Source organism: Micromonospora sp. CPCC 205546 (assembly GCF_036902715.1).
GTDB lineage: Bacteria > Actinomycetota > Actinomycetes > Mycobacteriales > Micromonosporaceae > Micromonospora.
This window is the reverse complement of record NZ_JBAKHL010000017.1, coordinates 74,767-92,567: the sequence shown is the minus strand read 5'-3', so window position 1 is coordinate 92,567 and position 17,801 is coordinate 74,767. Positions and strand designations below refer to the sequence as shown.

Sequence of the window (17,801 nt, the reverse complement as noted above, 5' to 3'; positions counted from 1 at the left end):
TTCACGTACGACGGGAGGGCGCATGTCGACCGCAGCGATGCCCGAGTTCCCCGCCGGATTCCGCTGGGGAGTGTCCACCTCCGCCTACCAGATCGAGGGCGGCGTCGACGCGAACGGGCGGGGAGCGTCCATCTGGGACACCTTCGCCCACACCCCCGGGCGGATCGCCGACGGCAGCACCGGCGACGTGGCCTGCGACCACTACCACCGGCACGCCGAGGACGTCGCGCTGCTGGCCGGGCTGGGCGTCTCGGCGTACCGCTTCTCGATCGCCTGGCCCCGGGTGCGGCCCACCGGCGACGGCCCGGTCGACGCGCGCGGCCTGGACTTCTACGACCGGCTCGTCGACGACCTGCTCGCCCACGGCGTCGACCCGGTCGCCACGCTCTTCCACTGGGACCTCCCACAGGCCCTCGAGGACGCGGGCGGCTGGCTGAACCGGGACACCGCCCACCGCTTCGCCGAGTACGCCGACGCGACCGCCGCCCGCCTCGGCGACCGGGTGAAGCTCTGGATCACCCTCAACGAGCCGTTCATCCACATGAGCCTCGGGCACGGCACGGGCGAGCACGCCCCCGGCCGGACGCTGCTCTTCGACGCCTTCCCGGTGGCCCACCACCAGCTCCTCGCCCACGGCCTCGCCGTCTCCGCCCTGCGGACGCGCACCACGAGCCCGGTGGCCGTCGCGAACAACTACTCGCCGGTGCGCCCGGCCGGGGACACCGACGCCGACCGGGCGGCCGCCGCGGCGTACGAGGCGCTGCACAACCGGCTCTTCACCGACCCGCTGTTCGGCCGGGGCTACCCCGACGGGCTGGGCTTCGACACTGCCGTGGTGCGCGCCGACGACCTCGACGTCATCGCCGCGCCGATCGACGTGCTGGGCGTCAACTACTACAACCCCACCGGCGTACGCGCCCCGCAGGAGGGCTCGCCCCTGCCGTTCGAGTTCGTGCCGCTCGACGGATACCCGCGCACCGCCTTCGACTGGCCGGTCGCCCCCGACGGGCTGCGCGAGCTGCTCGGCTGGCTGCACCGCACGTACGCCGACGACCTGCCGCCGATCCAGGTCACCGAGAGCGGCTGCGCGTACGACGACGCGCCCGACGCCGACGGCCGGGTGCACGACCCGCAGCGGATCGCCTACCTCGACGGGCACCTGCGCGCCGTGCGCGCCGCCATCGACGACGGCGTGGACGTGACCGGCTACTTCGTCTGGTCGCTGCTCGACAACTGGGAGTGGGCGGAGGGCTTCACCAAGCGCTTCGGCCTCGTGCACGTCGACTTCGACACCCGGGTGCGCACGCCCAAGTCCTCGTACGCCTGGTTGCGTGACCTGATCGCGCGGCCGTGAGCACCGTCGACCCGACGCCGGCGTCGCTTCCGGCGGCGCTGGCCGAGCCGACCGCGCCCGTACGGCGAAGGTGGATCGCCCTGATCTTCGCCGCCAACCTCGGGGTCTGGATGGCGTTCTTCACGCCGATCCAGGTGCTGCTGCCGCAGCAGCTCGAGCGGATCGCGCCGGCCGACAAGGAGACCGCGCTGGCCCTGGTCACCGGCCTCGGCGCGCTCGCCGCGGTGCTCGCCAACCCCCTCGCCGGGGCGCTGTCGGACCGCACCTGCCTGCGGCTGGCCGGGCGCGAGTTCGGCCGGCGGCACGTCTGGACCGCCGGCGGCGCGCTGCTCGGCGCGGCGGCCCTGGTGTTGCTGGCGCAGCAGCGCACCGTCGCCGGGGTCGCGCTCGGCTGGGTCGCCGCGCAGGTCTGCTTCAACGCGATGCTGGCCAGCCTGACCGCCGCCGTGCCGGACCGGGTGCCGGTCGCCCAGCGCGGCGGCGTCTCCGGCTGGGTCGGCATCCCCCAGGCGCTGGGGCTGGTGCTCGGGGTGGTGCTGGTCACCGCCGTGGTGAGCGGAACCGCCGCCGGCTACGCGGCGATGGCGGCGGCGGTGGTGCTGCTGGCCCTGCCGTTCGCGCTGCTCACCGCCGACGACGCGCTGCCCCGGGCGCACCGTCCGGCGCTGCGCTGGCGCGCCCTGCTCGCGTCGATGTGGATCTCGCCGCGCCGCCACCCCGACTTCGGCTGGGCCTGGATCACCCGGTTCCTGGTGCAGCTCGGCAACGCGCTCGGCACGCTCTACCTGCTCTACTTCCTCACCGACGAGGTGCGCCACGCCGACCCCGCGGGCGGGCTGCTGGTGCTGATCCTGCTCTACACCGCCGGCCTGGCGGCCACCGCCGTGGTGGCCGGGCGGCTGTCGGACCGCTCCGGCCGACGCAAGGTCTTCGTGATCACCGCCGGTGGGATCATGGCGGTCGCCGCGCTGCTGCTGGCCGTCGCGCCGGTCTGGCCGGTGGCCGTGGTCGCCGCGCTGCTGCTCGGCGCCGGCTACGGCGTCTACCTGTCGGTGGACGCCGCGCTCATCACCCAGGTGCTGCCGGCCGCGGCCGACCGGGCCAAGGACCTGGGCGTGATCAACATCGCCAACTCCGCCCCGCAGGTGCTCGGTCCGGCGATCTCCGCCCCGCTCGTGGTGCACCTCGGCGGCTATCCGGTGCTCTACGCGGTCACCGCGGCGGTGACGGTACTGGGCAGCGTGCTGGTGCTCAAGATCCGCTCGGTGCCCTGAGCCGCACCCCTGGCGGAATCGGGTCGCGGGCCGCCGTAGGCTGGAGGACGTGACGGTACGTGTGCGCTTCGCCCCCTCCCCGACCGGTATGTTCCACGTCGGCGGCGCCCGCTCGGCGTTGCAGAACTGGATCTACGCCAAGCAGCAGGGCGGGGTGTTCGTGCTCCGCATCGAGGACACCGACGCGGCCCGCAACAAGCCGGAGTGGATCGAGGGCATCCTCTCCGCGCTGGACTGGATCGGCATCGAGCGCGGCGCCTACGAGGGCCCGCACTTCCAGTCGGAGTACGCGGACGAGCACCGGGCCGCCGCCGCGCGGCTGCACGAGTCCGGCCGCGCGTACTACTGCGACTGCACCCGCGAGGCCGTGCAGGCCCGCACCGGCTCCCAGTACCAGGGTTACGACGGCTTCTGCCGCGACCGCGGCCTGCCGGCCGGCGAGGGGCGCGCCCTGCGCTTCCGCACGCCGGACGAGGGCGAGACCGTGGTGGTCGACCTGATCCGCGGCGAGCCCACCTTCGAGAACAAGCTGATCGAGGACTTCGTCATCGCCCGGGGCGACGGCTCGCCGGTCTTCCTGCTCGCCAACGTGGTCGACGACATGACCATGGGGATCACCCACGTGATCCGGGCCGAGGAGCACCTGCCCAACACCCCGAAGCAGCAGCTGCTCTGGGACGCCCTCGGGGTCAAGCCGCCGATCTGGGCCCACGTGCCGGTGGTGGTCAACGAGAAGCGGCAGAAGCTCTCCAAGCGCCGGGACAAGGTGGCCCTGGAGGCGTTCCGCGACGAGGGCTACCTCGCCACGGCGATGCGCAACTACCTGATGCTGCTCGGCTGGGCGCCGTCGGGCGACCGGGAGATCGTCGAATGGTCGGTGATCGAGGACGAATACCGGCTGGAGGAGGTCAACCCCTCCCCGGCGTTCTTCGACGAGAAGAAGCTGCGGGCGTTCAACGGCGAATACATCAGGGCGCTCGGCGTCGAGGAGTTCGTCGAGGCCTGCCGGCCGTGGCTGACGGGCACCGGCACCATCGCGCCGCCGCCGTGGCAGCCGGAGGAGTTCGACGCGGACGCCTTCGCCGCCGTCGCCCCGCTGGCGCAGACCCGCATCGCGGTGCTCAGCGAGATCGTGCCGAACGTCGACTTCCTCTTCCTCGACGCGCCGCTGATCGACGAGGCCGCCTGGGCCAAGGCGATGAAGGAGGGCTCCGCGGAGCTGTTGGACGCCGCCACGGCGGCGTTCGAGGCGGTGGAGTCGTGGGACGCGGAGACGCTCAAGTCGACGCTGGAGGCGGTCGGCGCCGAGCGCGGGCTCAAGCTCGGCAAGGCCCAGGCCCCGGTGCGCGTCGCGGTCACCGGGCGCACCGTCGGCCTGCCGCTGTTCGAGTCGCTGGAGGTGCTCGGCCGCGAGCGCGCCCCCAGCCGGGCGCGCGCCGCCGGGGCCCGCGTGGTCTGAGCCGTCACCGGGTCGTACCCGTCAGCGCCCGGACCGGCGATCGGTCCGGGCGCTGACGTCTCCGCGCGGGGCGCTGACGTCTCCGGTGCCGCGGATGCGGCTCAGCGGCGGGCGGAGCGGCGGCGCAGCAGCAGGCCGGCGGCGAGGGCGGCGAGCAGGACCACGCCGCCGAGCGCCCACAGCCAGCCGCGACCGGCCGCGCCGTCGCTCGTCTGCGCCGCGGGCACCGCGGATCCCGGCGAGCCCGTATCCGTGCCCGCCGGAGCGGGTGCGGCCGAGGTCGGCCCGGTGCCGGCCGACGGCGGTACGGCCGACGCCGGGGCGCTCGGGCCGGCGGTGCCCGCGCCGCTCGGCGCCTCGGCGGGGGTGCCCGTGGTGAGGGTGAACCGCACCTCCCCGGAGACCGGGTGCCCGTCGCTGGATGCCACCCGGTAGTCGACGACGTAGAGCCCGGCCCGGCCCGGCTCGAACGGCACGCTCACCCGGGAGCCGGAGAAGGTCGGCGCGCCGCCCAGCGCGGCCACATTGTCCGGGCCGGTGACTGTGATCTTCGTCGTACCCGGGTCCACCTTGGCCAGGAACCGCAACTCGATCCGGGCCGGCGCCTCGGCCAGCCGGGCGCCGTTGCGCGGATCGCTGCCGGTCAGCGAGTTGTGGGCGGCCGCCGGCGCGGCCGGCAGCAACAACGACACACCGAGCGCCACGCCGACCACCACTGGCCAGGTACGTGCCGTACGTGGGAACCTGCCCCCCATGAACCCCTCCGTAAAGGTACGATCCGCCCGCTGATCCACGGCCGCTGTTCATTGGTCGGGCCAGGATCACAGATAGTTCCAATTACTGTTTCACGAGCTGCAACCGATCGACGTTCTGCGCAGTCTTGAGGGTGGCACCCGGTACGGGTTCGGTCACCCCGTCAGCCGACCAACGCGTGACCTGCAGCAAGCCATCCATCGAACGGGGCGAGGAGGCGGCGATGGTCCGAACGATGCGGCGGTTGGTCGCGATGGTGACGGGCGGGCTCGCGGCGGCGGTGCTGTCGCTCGGTGCGGCCGGGACGGCGACGGCGGCGCCGAAGTCCCCACCGGCCGGGGTGGAGATCACCGGGGAGGGGTTGTCGGAGCCGCTGCGGCTGCGCGCCGAGGCCCACCCGACGCACGTGGTGGCGGTCATCGACCAGGTCAACTTCCTCGGCCGCACGGGGCAGGCCAAGGGCCCGAAGGCGGCCGACCTCGGCCCCAAGTACACCGTCGTGGTGTTCGCCGGCGACGTTCCGAAGCAGACCTACGACCTCTACCCGAAGGCGGTCGGTGGGCCGCGCGTCTACCGCCCGGCCAAGCAGCCGGACGCCCGCAAGGCCGTCGCGGGCTGGTTCCTCGGCCGGCTCAGCATGTCGGAGACGCTCCGCACGGCCGGGGTCCCGCTGGAGCGGCAGTTCGACACCGTCAGTGGCGGCGTCGGCGGCGGGGAACGGGTCATCCCGGAGGACGCCCTCAACCCCGCGAAGGACATCGACGAGGCGCTCGGCGAGTTGCAGCGGCTGCTGCTGCTCAACGTCGCCGTGGTGCTGGTCATCACGTCGGGGCTGGCCGGGATCGCGCTGCTGGTGCGTCGCCGCACCCGCTGACCCCGCCGCCCGCTGACCGGCCGCCCTGCGCCGGTCGCGGGCCGGCGTAACCGGGCGGGCGCCGGCGCCGACCGCCAGCGCCTCGCTCCGCGGGAGGACGGGCCCGGGCTCAGACCTCCAGGACCACCTTGCCGCGCACGTGCCCCTCCTCCACCATGCGCTGCGCGTCCGCTGCCTGCGCCAGCGCGAACGTCCGTTCTACGTGGACGCCCAGCCGGCCGGCGTCGACCAGCCCGGCGAGCACGCCGAGGTCCATCGTCGACGGCTTCACGAACAGGTAACTGCCGCCCAGCCGGGTGACGTGCTCCGGATCGGCGGTGGAGATCAGCCGCGCGGGACGGGTGATCAACTCGGCCGACACGTCGAGCGCGTCGCCGCCGAACAGGTCGAGCACCACGTCGACCCCGTCGGGCGCGACCGCGCGCACCCGGTCGGCCAACCCGTCGCCGTACGCGACCGGCTCGGCGCCCAGCGACCGGACGAAGTCGTGGTTGTCCGGGCCGGCCGTACCGATCACGCGGTCGGCGCCGAGCGCGCGGGCGATCTGCACCGCGAGGTGGCCCACGCCGCCGGACGCCCCGTGCACCAGCACCGTGTCGCCGGCACCGGTGCGGGCCGCCTGGAGCGCCTGGTAGGCCGTGAGGCCGGCCAGGGGCAGGCCGGCCGCCTCGGCCCAGGACGCCTGGACCGGCTTGTCCGCCAGCGTCCGCTCGGGCGCCGGGACGAGTTCGGCGTACGTGCCGTACTGGACGTGGTCGCGTCGGACGTAACCGACGACCTCGTCGCCCACCGTGAACCCGGTCACCGCCGGGCCGACCGCCTCGACCACCCCCGCCGCGTCCCAGCCCGGCACGAGCGGGAAGTGGCCCGGGATCGCGCCGGCGAGGTGCCCCTCGCGCACCTTCCAGTCGACCGGGTTCACCCCGGCCGCCCGGACCCGCAGGAGGACCGTGTCCGGGCCGACGGGCGGGGTGGGCAGCTCGCGCAGGGTCAGCAGGTCGGCCGGGCCGTACGCGTCGATCGCGATCGCCTTCACACCGACCACGCTAGCGGGCGGACGGCGCCGCCGTGGTCAGCACCAGCGGCGTGGCGGCCGCTCGCGGCGGGTGCCGCGCTGCCGCGGGCGGACCGGGCCGTGCCGGTGTCCGCCGGCCCAGCCCGGCAGGTCGCTGCGGCAGCCCTGGTTCGCCGGCTCCGCCTCGCCCGCCGCAGCCGGTTCGGCGACGCGCTGCCTGGGCACCGCGACGTCGTCGTCGGGGCGCTCGGGTGCGCGGCCCGGGTGCTCCGGCGCGTGGGCCGGGAACCCCCCGGGCGGGCGGCGATGCTTGGCCGCCGCCTGCTGCTCGTGGTGGCCCGGCCGGCAGGGCTCGCCCTGGGCGCAGCCGTGCTCGGCCTCCCCGTGCGCCATCGGAGTCTCCTCACGCTCGCCCCGCCCACCGGGGTCGCTCCGACGGGCCCTGTCACCGTACTGGCCCACCCCGACTCCCACGCAGCCACCCGACTCCCCCACCGCGCACCTCCCCCTCCCCTGGCGATCATGGAGTTGTGGTGGGAATTTCGTACGCCCGTGCAGCTTTCGTCCCCCACCACGACTGCACGATCGGCGAAAGCGGGCGGGGGCTGCCCGGGGCCCAGGCGCAGGTCGGGGCGTGTCAGGCTGGGGCGGTGAGCGAGCCGGGCGGGACGGAACTGTCGGCCACGCTGCGCCGGATCGAGCGGGCGGCGGGGGCGCTGGCCAGCGCCAGCGTGGCCCGGATGGACGAGGCGCTGCCCTGGTTCCGCGGCCTGCCGCCCGATCACCGCTCCTGGGTGATGCTGGTGGCCCAGGCCGGTGCCCGGTCGCTGGTGCAGTGGCTGCGTGACGGGGGCGGCACGGCGGACAGCACCCAGGAGGTCTCGGACGAGGTCTTCGCCACCGCGCCGCAGGCGCTCGCCCGCTCGATCAGCCTCCAGCAGACCGTCGCGCTGGTGAAGGTGATGATCGACGTGGTCGAGGAGCAGGTCGCGTACCTGGCCGCGGAGGGCGAGGAGCAGCAGTTGCGCGAGGCGGTGCTGCGCTTCTCGCGGGAGATCGCCTTCGCCGCCGCCCGCGTGTACGCGCGGGCCGCCGAGTCGCGCGGCTCGTGGGACGCCCGGTTGCAGGCGTTGCTGGTGGACGCGTTGCTGCGCGGCGACTCGCCGGACGTGCTGGCGAGCCGGGCGGCGGCGCTCGGCTGGGCGGACGCCCCGCCGGTGGCGGTGGCGGTCGGCCGCTCCCCCGGCGGGGAGGTCTCCGCCGTGCTGCACACCGTGCACCGGCAGGCCCGGCGCATCGACACGGAGGTGATCGGCGGGGTGCACGGCGACCGGTTGGTCATCGTGCTCGGGGGCGCCGCCGATCCGGTCGCGGCCACCGGCAAGCTGCTCGGCGCGTTCGGCGACGGGCCGGTGGTGGTCGGGCCGGCCGTGCCGAGCCTGGACGAGGCGACCGAGTCGGCACGCGCCGCGCTGGCCGGCTTCCGGGCCGCCCCCGCCTGGCCGACCGCGCCCCGGCCGGTGCCGGCGGACGACCTGCTGCCGGAGCGGGCGCTGGCCGGGGACGCGGAGGCGCGCCGACGGCTGCGCCACGACGTCTACGCCGCGCTGGTGCGCTCCGGCGGGGAACTGCTGGAGACCCTCGACGCCTTCTTCGCGGCCGGCGGCACGCTGGAGAGCGCCGCGCGATCCCTCTTCGTGCACCCGAACACGGTGCGCTACCGGCTGCGGCGGATCTGCGACGTCACCGGCTTCTCGCCGCTCGCGGCGAGGGACGCGTTCGCGCTCCAGGTGGCCCTCACCGTCGGCCGGCTCGACCCGGTGGCACCAACCCAGACAATGACCCCGAGTGTCAACAAAACACCACACACAGGTGATGATCGCCGCCGATCTTTGTAGGTTTCCTCCAAAGGTTCTAGTGTGGTTTGGTCGAAGGCCGCACAGCGCTACCCGCGCGTATCCGGGAGAGTCATAGGCGTGCTCGCCGTACTCTCGCCCGGCCAGGGTTCCCAGAAACCCGGCTTCCTGACTCCCTGGCTGGACCTCAGCGGCGCCGAGGCGCGTCTGCGCTCATGGTCGGCGCTGGCCGGCGTCGACCTGGTGCACCTGGGCACCGCGGCCGACGCGGTCGAGATCAGGGACACCGCCCGGACCCAGCCGCTGCTGGTCGCCGCCGCGCTGCTGGCCGCCGAGCACCTGCCGATGTACGACGTCACGCTCACCGTCGGCCACAGCGTGGGTGAGCTGGGCGCGGCGGCGCTCGCCGGGGTCATCCCGGCGGAGGCGGCGATCACCCTGGCCGGCGTACGCGGCCGCGAGATGGCCGCGGCCTGCGCGCTGGAGCCCACCGGAATGGCCGCCGTGCTGGGCGGGGACCCGGACGAGGTGCTCGCCTCGATCGCCGCGCACGGACTGCACCCGGCCAACCACAACGGCGCCGGGCAGTTCGTCGCCGCCGGCGCCGCCGAGGGGCTGGACAAACTCGCCGGCGAGCCGCCGACGAAGGCCCGGGTGATCCGCCTACGGGTGGCCGGCGCCTTCCACACCCCGTACATGGCTCCCGCCGAGACGGCGCTGGCCGCCGTGGCCGCCGGGATCACCCCGAGCGACCCGGCCCGGATCCTGCTGTCGAACCTCGACGGCGCCGCCGTCGGCCACGGGCGCGACATGCTGCAGCGCCTGGTCCGCCAGGTCACCGCGCCGGTGCGCTGGGATCTCTGCATGCGCACCCTGGCCGACCTCGGGGTGACCGGCGTGATCGAGCTTCCCCCGGCCGGCACCCTCGCGGGCCTGGTGAAGCGGGAGCTGAAGGGGCCCGGCGCCCCCGAGGTGGTCACCCTCAACACCCCGAACGACCTGCCCGCCGCCCGGGACCTGATCGCCCGGCACGGGATGGCGCCGAGCCACGAGCCGACCATGCACTTCCGCGTGGTGGTGGCCCCCTCGGCCGGCACCTTCGAGCCGTCCCCCGACCTCGCCGAGGGCGACACGCTCCGCGTCGGGCAGGTCGTCGGCCACGTGGCCACCCGGCAGGGGCCGGTCGAGGTGACCGCGCACGACAGTGGGGTGCTCACCGAGTGGCTCGCCCACCACGACGACCCGGTCGCGCCGGGCCAACCGCTCGTCCGAATCGGAGGTCACCCGTGAGCGCGAGGAACGAGCCGGGTCTGCGAGTCCCGCAGTCGCGAACAACAAGCAGCCCCGTGAGCGCGAGGAACGAGCCGGGTCTGCGAGTCCCGCAGCCGCAAACGGAAGGACAGCGCCGATGACCGGCAGCCGGATCGTCGCGCTGGGGCACTACCAGCCCTCCCGGGTGGTCACCAACGACGACATCGCCCAACTGGTCGAGACCAACGACGAGTGGATCCGGGACCGGGTCGGCGTCGTCACCCGGCGGATCGCCGACGGCGAGACGGTCGCCGACATGGCCGCCGCCGCCGCCGGCAAGGCGCTGGCCAACTCCGGGCTCACCGCCACCGACATCGACCTGGTCGTGGTGGCGACGTGCAGCTCCGCCGACCGCAGCCCCAACGTGGCGTGCCGGGTCGCCGCGAAGCTCGGCATCACCGCGCCCGGAGCGTTCGACCTCAACACGGCCTGCTCCGGCTTCGCGTACGCGCTGGGCACCGTGGACCACGCGATCCGGGCCGGCGCCTCGCGCAACGCCCTGGTCATCGGCGCGGAGAAGCTGTCCGACATCGTCGACTGGACGGACCGGTCCACCTGCATCATCTTCGCCGACGGTGCCGGCGCCGCCGTGGTGTCGGCCGTCGACGAGGGCGAGCCCGCCGGGATCGGCCCGGTCGTGTGGGGCTCGGTGCCGGAGCGGGGCGACGCGGTACGCATCGAGGGCTGGCGCCCGTACATCCAGCAGGAGGGTCAGTCGGTCTTCCGCTGGGCCACCACCGAGCTGGCGCCGTTGGCCCGGCAGGCGTGCGAGCGCGCCGGGGTGGACCCGTCGGAGCTGGCCGCCTTCGTACCGCACCAGGCCAACTCCCGGATCATCGACGGCATCGCCAAGCGGCTCGGCATCCCGGACGCGATCATCGCCAAGGACATCGTCGAGTCCGGCAACACGTCGGCGGCGAGCGTGCCGCTGGCCCTGTCCAAGCTGGTCGAGCGGCGGGAGGTGCCGTCCGGCGCCCCGGTGCTGCTCTTCGGTTTCGGCGGCGGCCTGACCTATGCCGGTCAGGTCGTGCGCTGCCCCTGAAAGCCCCTCCGGCCGCGTGCCGGGGAGTGACGGCCGGCGTCGTCGGCCGTCGAGTGAACCACGATGAGAGGAACCAACCGCAATGACCCGTGACGAGATCACCGCCGGCCTCGCCGAGATCCTCGAAGAGGTTGCCGGGGTGAACCCGGACGACGTGGCCGAGGGGAAGTCCTTCACCGACGACCTGGACGTCGACTCGCTCTCCATGGTGGAGGTCGTGGTGGCCGCCGAGGAGAAGTTCGGCGTCAAGATCCCGGACAACGAGGTGCAGAACCTCAAGACCGTCGGGGACGCCGTCAGCTACATCGAGGCGCAGTCCTGATCATGGCTCACACCGACGTCGTCGTCACCGGGCTCGGCGCGACCACCCCGCTGGGCGGGGACGTCGCGTCGACCTGGGACGCCATGCTCGCCGGCCGCTCCGGGGTGGGTCCGCTCACCCAGGAGTGGGCCGAGCAACTGCCGGTGCGCATCGCCGCCCGGCTCGCGGTCGAGCCGACCGGCCTGATCGACCGGGTCAAGCTCCGCCGGCTCGACCGTTCCGAGGCGATCGCGATCATCGCGGCGCAGCAGGCCTGGGCGGACTCCGGTCTGGCCGACTCCGGGCTGGACCCGGAGCGGCTGGGCGTCAGCGTCGGCTCCGGCATCGGCGGGGCGCTGACGCTGCTCGCCCAGGACGACATCCTGGAGGCGTCCGGCCCGCGGCGGGTCTCCCCGCACACCATCCCGATGCTGATGCCGAACGGCCCCGCCGCCTGGGTGGGGCTGGAGCTGGGCGCGAAGGCCGGGGTGCACTCGGTGGCCAGCGCCTGCGCGACCGGCGCGGAGGCGATCGCGCTCGGCATGGACATGATCCGCGCCGGCCGCGCCGACGTGGTGGTGGCCGGCGGCACCGAGGCGGTCATCCACCAGCTGCCCATCGCCGGCTTCAGCTCGATGCGGGCCATGTCGACCCGCAACGACGAGCCGGAGCGGGCCTCCCGCCCGTGGGACAAGGGCCGCGACGGCTTCGTGCTCGGTGAGGGCGCGGGCATCGTGGTGCTGGAACGGGCGGAGCACGCCGTCGCCCGGGGCGCCCACGTCTACGCCCGGCTGGCCGGCGCCGGGCTCACCTCCGACGGCTACGACATCGTCCAGCCGCACCCGGAGGGCGAGGGCGCGATCCGGGCGATCGCGAAGGCGATCGCGGACGCGGACGTCGCCAGGGCGGACATCGTGCACGTCAACGCGCACGCCACGTCGACCCCGGTCGGCGACGTCGCGGAGATCACCGCGCTGCGGGCGGCGCTGGGCGACCACCCGGTGCTGACCTCGACCAAGTCGATGACCGGTCACCTGCTGGGCGCGGCGGGCGCGCTGGAGTCGATCGCCACCATCCTGTCGATCCGCGACGGTGTCGTACCGCCGACGATCAACCTGGACGACCCCGACGACGGGCTCAGCCTAGACGTGGCCGCCAACGAGGCACGCCGCATGGACATCCCCGCCGCGCTGAACAACTCGTTCGGCTTCGGCGGTCACAACGTGGCTCTCGTCTTCACGCGGGCCTGACACCACAGCCATGGAGGCTCGCGTGAGCACCACCGCCGTCGGCGTGGACCCCACTTGCGTCGTGGACCACCGGGATCCGGAGGTGCGGCTCCGGGCGCTGTTCGACCCGGGATCGATGCGGTTGTCGGTGCCGCGCGACACCTCCGGGGTGCTGTGGGCGCGGGGCGAGATCGAGGGGTCGCCGGTGGTCGCGTACGCCACGGACGCGACGCGCATGGGCGGGGCGATGGGCACCGAGGGGTGCCGGCACGTCGTGGACGCCATCGACACCGCCGTGCGCGAGCGGATGCCGGTGGTGGGGCTGTGGCACTCGGGCGGGGCGCGGCTGGCCGAGGGCGTGGTCGCCCTGGACGCGGTGGGCCAGGTGTTCGCGGCGATGGTGCGGGCCTCGGGACGCGTGCCGCAGATCTCGACGGTGCTCGGTCCGGCGGCCGGTGGCGCCGCGTACGGGCCGGCGCTGACCGACATCGTGGTGATGAGCGGCGCGGGCCGGATCTTCGTCACCGGCCCGGAGGTGGTCCGCAGCGTCACCGGTGAGCAGGTCGACATGGCCCGCCTCGGTGGGCCCGAGCCGCACGGACGCCGTTCCGGGGTGGTCCACGTGACCTGCCCGGACGACGAGTCGGCGATCTCCGAGTCACGCCGGCTCGCCGCGCTGCTGGGCCGCCAGGGACGCCTGTCGCCCGACGACGTGCCCGCCCAGGACGAGGGGGGACACGACCTGGCGGCGAGGATGCCGACGGAGCCGAACCGGGCCTACGACGTCAGGCCGGTGGTCAAGGCGCTGTTGGACGCCCCCGGGGTGGAGCTGCACGCCAAGTGGGCGCCCAACGTGGTGACTACCCTGGGGCGCTTCGCGGGGCGCACCGTCGGGGTCGTCGCGAACAACCCGCTGCGCCTGGGTGGTTGCCTGGACGCCTCCAGCGCCGAGAAGGCCGCCCGGTTCGTGCGCATGTGCGACTCCCTCGGCGTGCCGCTGATCGTCCTGGTCGACGTCCCCGGCTACCTGCCCGGCCTGGGTCAGGAGTGGGACGGCGTCGTCCGGCGCGGCGCGAAGCTCCTGCACGCCTTCGCCGAGGCCGTCGTGCCCCGGGTCACCCTGGTCACCCGCAAGGCCTACGGCGGGGCGTACATCGCGATGAACTCCCGTTCCCTGGGGGCCAGCGCCGTGTTCGCCTGGCCCAACGCCGAGGTCGCGGTCATGGGCGCCGGCGCCGCCGTCAACATCCTGCACCGCAAGAAGCTCGCCGCCGTCCCGGCCGAGGAGCGCGAGACGCTGCGCGCACGGCTCGTCGAGGAGCAGACCCGCATCGCCGGCGGCGTCAACCGGGCCCTCGAGATCGGCGTCGTCGACGACGTCATCGCCCCCGCCGAGACCCGCCGCCGCATCGCCGAGGCCCTCGCCGCCGCCCCCGCCGCGCGAGGCGCGCACGGCAACATCCCGCTCTAGGACGACCACGGCACGACGTACCGCCGCGGAGGGCCCACGCTCACGACGGGCGCGCGCCCTTGCGCGTCGCTCAGCCCCGGTTGCGGGGGTGCTGGCGGGCGGTCCGCTCGTTGCCCCGGCGGTAGTTGCCGGTCCAGCGGGCCATGACGAGCTGTGGGTCGCCGTCGACCTCGGCGAGGAACTCCGCCGCCCGGCCGCCGCGCAGGGTGCCCGCCGCCCGGCCGTGGTGGGTGATCACCACCGTGCCGTCGGACCGTTCGACGTACGCGAAACCCTCAGCCGTTGCCATGTGCGCGAGGGTGCCAGGCGGGGCGGCGGGACGCGACCCGGTTTTCCTGCTTGACTCTCCAGCGGCTGGAGGCAGGAGGCTGCTCGACGTGGACGACCGCACCGACCTGTTCACCATCGGGCAGCTCGCCCGCCGCACCGGCCTCTCCGTCCGGACGATCCGCTTCTGGTCCGACCTCGACCTGCTCCCGCCCACCGCGCGCTCCACCGGCGGTTACCGGCTCTACGACGCGGCGGCCGTGGCCCGGCTGGATCTCGTCAGGAGCCTGCGGGAGCTGGGGATCGGCCTGGACGACGTCCGCCGGATCCTGCAGCGGCGGACCAGCGTCCGGGAGGTGGCGCAGGCGCACAGCCACGCCCTGGACGCCGAGATCCGCACGCTGCGGCTGCGTCGGGCGGTGCTGCGGTCGGTCGCCCGACGTGGCAGCACGACCGAGGAGTTGAGACTGATGAACGACCTGGCCCGCCTCTCCGCCCGGGAGCGGCAGCGGATCATCGACGACTTCGTCGACGAGGTCTTCGGCGGCGTGGCGCCCGGCCCCGACGGCGACGGCCTGGCCCGCGCCATGCGGGCGCTCCCCGCCGACCTGCCCGACGAGCCCACCGACGAGGAGGTGGACGCCTGGATCGAGCTGGCCGAGCTGGTCGCCGACCCGGCGTTCCGGCGGCGGGTCCGCGCGATGGCGCAGGCCGGCGCGGCGGGCACCGCGCCGTCGCCCCCCGCGCCGATGCACTCGATCGATGCGGCGCGTGCCGCGCTCGCCGCCGGGATCGCCCCGGACTCCGGGCGGGCGCGGGCGGTGCTGGACGAGATGGTGGACCCGGGACTGTCCCGCGCCGAACGGCTCACGCTCGCCGACGGCATCGCGGCCTTCACCGACCGGCAGGTGGAGCGGTACTGGCAGCTGATCGGGGTGCTCAACCGGCGGCCCCCGTTCCCGCCCGCAGTGCCCGCCGTGGAGTGGCTGGTGGCCGCCCTGCGCGCGACGCCGTAGATCAACCAATTTGACGGCGCCGGTCCGCGCCGCTTTGATGGTCCGGCTCTCATCGTCAACGGGGAATGGACACCATGGAACGTCGTACCCGCGCCGCCGTGCTCACGGCGCTCGCCATCGCACTCACCGGCGGCTGCGCCGAAGGGAAGGAGCCGCCGTCGGCCGGTGGCTCCCCGTCCGCCTCGCCGAGCCCCACCGCCTCGCCGGTGACCCCCGGCCCGCCCTGGCACGACGAGGTGGCTGCCGCCCCCGCCGGCACCACGGTGGGCGGGAAGGGCACGCCCTGCGAGCTGCCGGTCACCTTCTCGGTGCCCGCGAAGTGGAAGGTCAAGGCGGTGAAGCGCTCGGCGAAGTCCGGCGAGGCCCGCGTCGGCAAGGCCCTCATGGTCTGCGAGATCGACGCCCGGCCGGCCGGCGACCTCGGGTTCCTCCGGGTGTGGCGGGTCGACGGTGTCGCCGGCGGCGGCCAGGAGCACCTGAAGCACTTCCTCGGCGTGTACGCGCCCGGGGCGACGGACGCGGAGTACCGGCGGTTGAAGGCCGGCACCCTCGACGCCGTCGAGGCCAGCTACCCCGGGAAGGACGGCGGCGCGGTCAACGACCGGGCCATCGCGATCTCGTCCCTCTACGGGCCGGTCGTGCTGAGCCTGGACACCTCGGACCCCGAGGAGCTGCTGCCGGCGTACCAGCTGGTGAAGCAGTCGGCCCGGATCAACCGCGACTGACCCGTCGACGCGTGGCCCGGTCGACAACCACCGGGCCACGCGGGCGGCTCATGCACCGCAGGTCGTGGCGGGCAGGCCGGTCACCCGCACCGGGGACCGGCCGTCCGGGCGGGCCTTGCCGGCCAGCACCCCGGCGAGCGCGGTCATCGACACCCGGCTGGACGAGTAGGTCGCCAGCAGGGTGGGCGACTTGGCCTTCGCCAGCACGTACGGGGTGTCCATGGCGACCGTCACGGCGGCGCCGGCGCGCAGGTCGCCGGCGCCGTCGCCGTACCCGACGAGGTGCACCACCGTGCCGCCGGCGGCCACCACCTCGACGCCGGCCGCCTTGAGCGCCTCGGTCAGCGCCGCCCGGGTGTGCTCCCGTCCGCCGGAGGCGGTCACGGTCACCGGGCCCCGTACGCCGCCGCCGCACCGGCCGCGCAGCACCGTCACCGCCGCCGCGGCCAACTCCTCCGCCGCCTTGCGGTGCGCCGCGGCGGCGAGGGTGGACAGCTCGGGCGTGGGCCGGTCGGCCAGCTTGAACTTCATCGTCAGCACCCGGGTCACGGCCTCGACGAGGCGGGCCCGGGGCAGCGAGCCGTCGCGGAGCGCGGCGAGCAGCCCGTCGTACGCCTGCCGGACGTTCGGCGGCATCAGGATCAGGTCGTTGCCGGCCTTCAGCGCCCGCACCGCGGCCTCGCCCGGCGACCAGCGCTTGGCCGGCGGCATGTTCATCCCGTCGGTGATCACCACGCCCTGGAAGCCGAGCTGGCCACGGAGCACGTCGGTGAGCAGCTTGCGCGAGAAGGTCGCCGCGGTGCCCGGGTCCACCGCACGCGCGTCGAGGTGGGCGGACATCACCGCCATCGCGCCCGCGTCGATGGCGGCGGAGAAGGGTGGCCACGCCCCGGTCTCCAGCGTCCGGCGGGACTGGGCGAGCACCGGCAGACCCTCGTGGGAGTCGTCGGCGCTGTGCCCGTGCCCGGGGAAGTGCTTGACGGTGGCCGCCACGCCCGCGGCCTGCAACCCCCGTACCGCCCCGGCGACCTGCCCCGCCGCCACCTTCGGGTCCGCCCCGTAGGATCGGGAGCCGATCACGGTGCTGCGGGTGGCGAGCACGTCCGCGACGGGGGCGAAGTCGAGGTTGATCCCCATGGCGGCCAGTTCCGCGCCGGCCGCCCGCCAGGCGGCCTCGGTCAGCTCCGGCCGTCCCGCCGCGCCGGCGGCGAGGGCGCTGGGCAGCAGGGTCACGCCGTCGGTGATCCGGGTGACCACGCCGTGCTCCTGATCGGTGCCGACCAGGAAGGGCGCCGCCGCGGTGGGCAGCCGGCCGGCGGACGCGCGCAGGCCGTCGGTCAGCGCGCGAACCTGCTTCGGGTTGTCGACGTTGGTCGTCTCCTGGTTGCCCTTGGTGGGATCGTCGGCGCTGAAGCCGACCAGGATCAGCCCGCCGAGCCGGTACTTCTCGACCATCTGGGCGGGGGTGTCCACTCCGGCCAGCGCCTGGTTGCCGGCGGCCGAGCCGGGCGAGACCCGGGTGGCCGCGTCGCCGTAGGCGTACGGCATGAGCACCTGGCCGACGAGGTCCTCGTCGGCCAGCGAGGCGACGAGGGCCGCGGCGCGGGCGGCGGGGTCGGCGCCGGCGACGCTCGGGGCGGGTGTCGGCGTGGCCGTCGGGGCGGCGGCGCTCGTCGGCACCGGGTCGGGACGGCGCTCCGCCGGACCGGAACAACCGGAGACGAGCAGCGCGGTCAGCGCGGCGAGCGCGACACCGGCACGTCGCGGGGTAATCGACACGCGGCCCATCCCACCAGTTCACCCCTTATCGGGGCAACTTGACCTTCACCCGGCAGGATGAGTCCGCCCCGGTCC

Annotated in this window: 17 protein-coding genes; 12 read left to right on the top strand and 5 right to left on the bottom strand. The window is 74.6% G+C overall.

Going from position 1 to position 17,801, the window contains the following annotated elements:
• The first annotated feature begins 22 nt into the window (after positions 1–22).
• Genes V6U77_RS11720 through gltX form a run of 3 tightly spaced genes read left to right on the top strand, consistent with a single transcriptional unit; the run spans position 23 to position 4,087 of the window.
• Positions 23–1,354 (top strand): GH1 family beta-glucosidase, encoded by a 1,332-nt coding sequence (locus V6U77_RS11720; RefSeq protein WP_334606295.1) that lies wholly within the window; start codon positions 23–25, stop codon positions 1,352–1,354.
• Entirely contained in the window at positions 1,351–2,628 is a 1,278-nt protein-coding gene (locus V6U77_RS11715; protein ID WP_334606294.1) for an MFS transporter, read from the top strand. Before V6U77_RS11720 ends, V6U77_RS11715 begins: the two co-directional genes overlap by 4 nt.
• A gap of 49 nt (positions 2,629–2,677) precedes the next feature.
• Complete coding sequence (gltX, locus tag V6U77_RS11710) at positions 2,678–4,087, top strand: glutamate--tRNA ligase (protein WP_334606293.1); 1,410 nt, start codon at positions 2,678–2,680, stop codon at positions 4,085–4,087.
• A gap of 101 nt (positions 4,088–4,188) precedes the next feature.
• Here the strand turns inward: gltX and V6U77_RS11705 are convergent, their stop codons facing one another.
• Positions 4,189–4,791: a copper resistance CopC family protein gene (locus V6U77_RS11705; protein WP_334606292.1), complete on the bottom strand. Its 603-nt coding sequence runs from the start codon at positions 4,789–4,791 to the stop codon at positions 4,189–4,191.
• A gap of 272 nt (positions 4,792–5,063) precedes the next feature.
• Between V6U77_RS11705 and V6U77_RS11700 the strand changes: the two genes are divergently transcribed.
• On the top strand, positions 5,064–5,714 hold the full coding sequence (locus tag V6U77_RS11700) for a hypothetical protein (protein ID WP_334606291.1): 651 nt from the start codon (positions 5,064–5,066) through the stop codon (positions 5,712–5,714).
• A gap of 109 nt (positions 5,715–5,823) precedes the next feature.
• On the opposite strand, the gene V6U77_RS11695 is transcribed toward V6U77_RS11700, so the two are convergent.
• Together V6U77_RS11695 and V6U77_RS11690 are read right to left on the bottom strand one after the other, a co-directional pair.
• Positions 5,824–6,750, bottom strand: coding sequence for an NADP-dependent oxidoreductase (locus V6U77_RS11695; RefSeq protein WP_334606290.1), 927 nt, complete (start codon positions 6,748–6,750; stop codon positions 5,824–5,826).
• 36 nt (positions 6,751–6,786) lie between these two features.
• A complete protein-coding gene (locus V6U77_RS11690) occupies positions 6,787–7,122 on the bottom strand; it encodes a hypothetical protein (protein WP_334606289.1) in 336 nt (111 codons plus the stop codon).
• A gap of 191 nt (positions 7,123–7,313) precedes the next feature.
• On the opposite strand from V6U77_RS11690, the gene V6U77_RS11685 reads away from it, so the two are divergent.
• The 6 genes from V6U77_RS11685 (at position 7,314) to V6U77_RS11660 (ending at position 13,939) form a co-directional block, all read left to right on the top strand.
• Positions 7,314–8,627 (top strand): PucR family transcriptional regulator, encoded by a 1,314-nt coding sequence (locus V6U77_RS11685; protein ID WP_334606312.1) that lies wholly within the window; start codon positions 7,314–7,316, stop codon positions 8,625–8,627.
• 78 nt (positions 8,628–8,705) lie between these two features.
• Positions 8,706–9,875 (top strand): acyltransferase domain-containing protein, encoded by a 1,170-nt coding sequence (locus V6U77_RS11680; RefSeq protein ID WP_334606288.1) that lies wholly within the window; start codon positions 8,706–8,708, stop codon positions 9,873–9,875.
• A 118-nt stretch (positions 9,876–9,993) separates the two neighbouring features.
• Positions 9,994–10,938, top strand: coding sequence for a beta-ketoacyl-ACP synthase III (locus V6U77_RS11675; RefSeq protein WP_334606287.1), 945 nt, complete (start codon positions 9,994–9,996; stop codon positions 10,936–10,938).
• An 82-nt stretch (positions 10,939–11,020) separates the two neighbouring features.
• On the top strand, positions 11,021–11,260 hold the full coding sequence (locus tag V6U77_RS11670) for an acyl carrier protein (RefSeq protein WP_007072348.1): 240 nt from the start codon (positions 11,021–11,023) through the stop codon (positions 11,258–11,260).
• 2 nt (positions 11,261–11,262) lie between these two features.
• Entirely contained in the window at positions 11,263–12,489 is a 1,227-nt protein-coding gene (gene fabF, locus V6U77_RS11665; RefSeq protein WP_334606286.1) for a beta-ketoacyl-ACP synthase II, read from the top strand.
• Positions 12,490–12,499: 10 nt separating this feature from the next.
• On the top strand, positions 12,500–13,939 hold the full coding sequence (locus tag V6U77_RS11660) for an acyl-CoA carboxylase subunit beta (protein ID WP_334606285.1): 1,440 nt from the start codon (positions 12,500–12,502) through the stop codon (positions 13,937–13,939).
• A 70-nt stretch (positions 13,940–14,009) separates the two neighbouring features.
• On the opposite strand, the gene V6U77_RS11655 is transcribed toward V6U77_RS11660, so the two are convergent.
• Positions 14,010–14,228, bottom strand: coding sequence for a hypothetical protein (locus V6U77_RS11655; RefSeq protein ID WP_121400334.1), 219 nt, complete (start codon positions 14,226–14,228; stop codon positions 14,010–14,012).
• An 88-nt stretch (positions 14,229–14,316) separates the two neighbouring features.
• Here V6U77_RS11655 and V6U77_RS11650 point away from each other — a divergent pair, with 88 nt between their 5' ends.
• The gene (locus V6U77_RS11650; RefSeq protein WP_334606284.1) at positions 14,317–15,222 is read left to right on the top strand and encodes a helix-turn-helix domain-containing protein; all 906 of its coding nucleotides are present in this window, start codon (positions 14,317–14,319) and stop codon (positions 15,220–15,222) included.
• A gap of 74 nt (positions 15,223–15,296) precedes the next feature.
• Entirely contained in the window at positions 15,297–15,947 is a 651-nt protein-coding gene (locus tag V6U77_RS11645) for a lipoprotein (protein ID WP_334606283.1), read from the top strand.
• Between the two features lie 48 nt (positions 15,948–15,995).
• Here the strand turns inward: V6U77_RS11645 and V6U77_RS11640 are convergent, their stop codons facing one another.
• Positions 15,996–17,735 (bottom strand): glycoside hydrolase family 3 protein, encoded by a 1,740-nt coding sequence (locus tag V6U77_RS11640; RefSeq protein ID WP_334606282.1) that lies wholly within the window; start codon positions 17,733–17,735, stop codon positions 15,996–15,998.
• Positions 17,736–17,801: the final 66 nt, after the last annotated feature.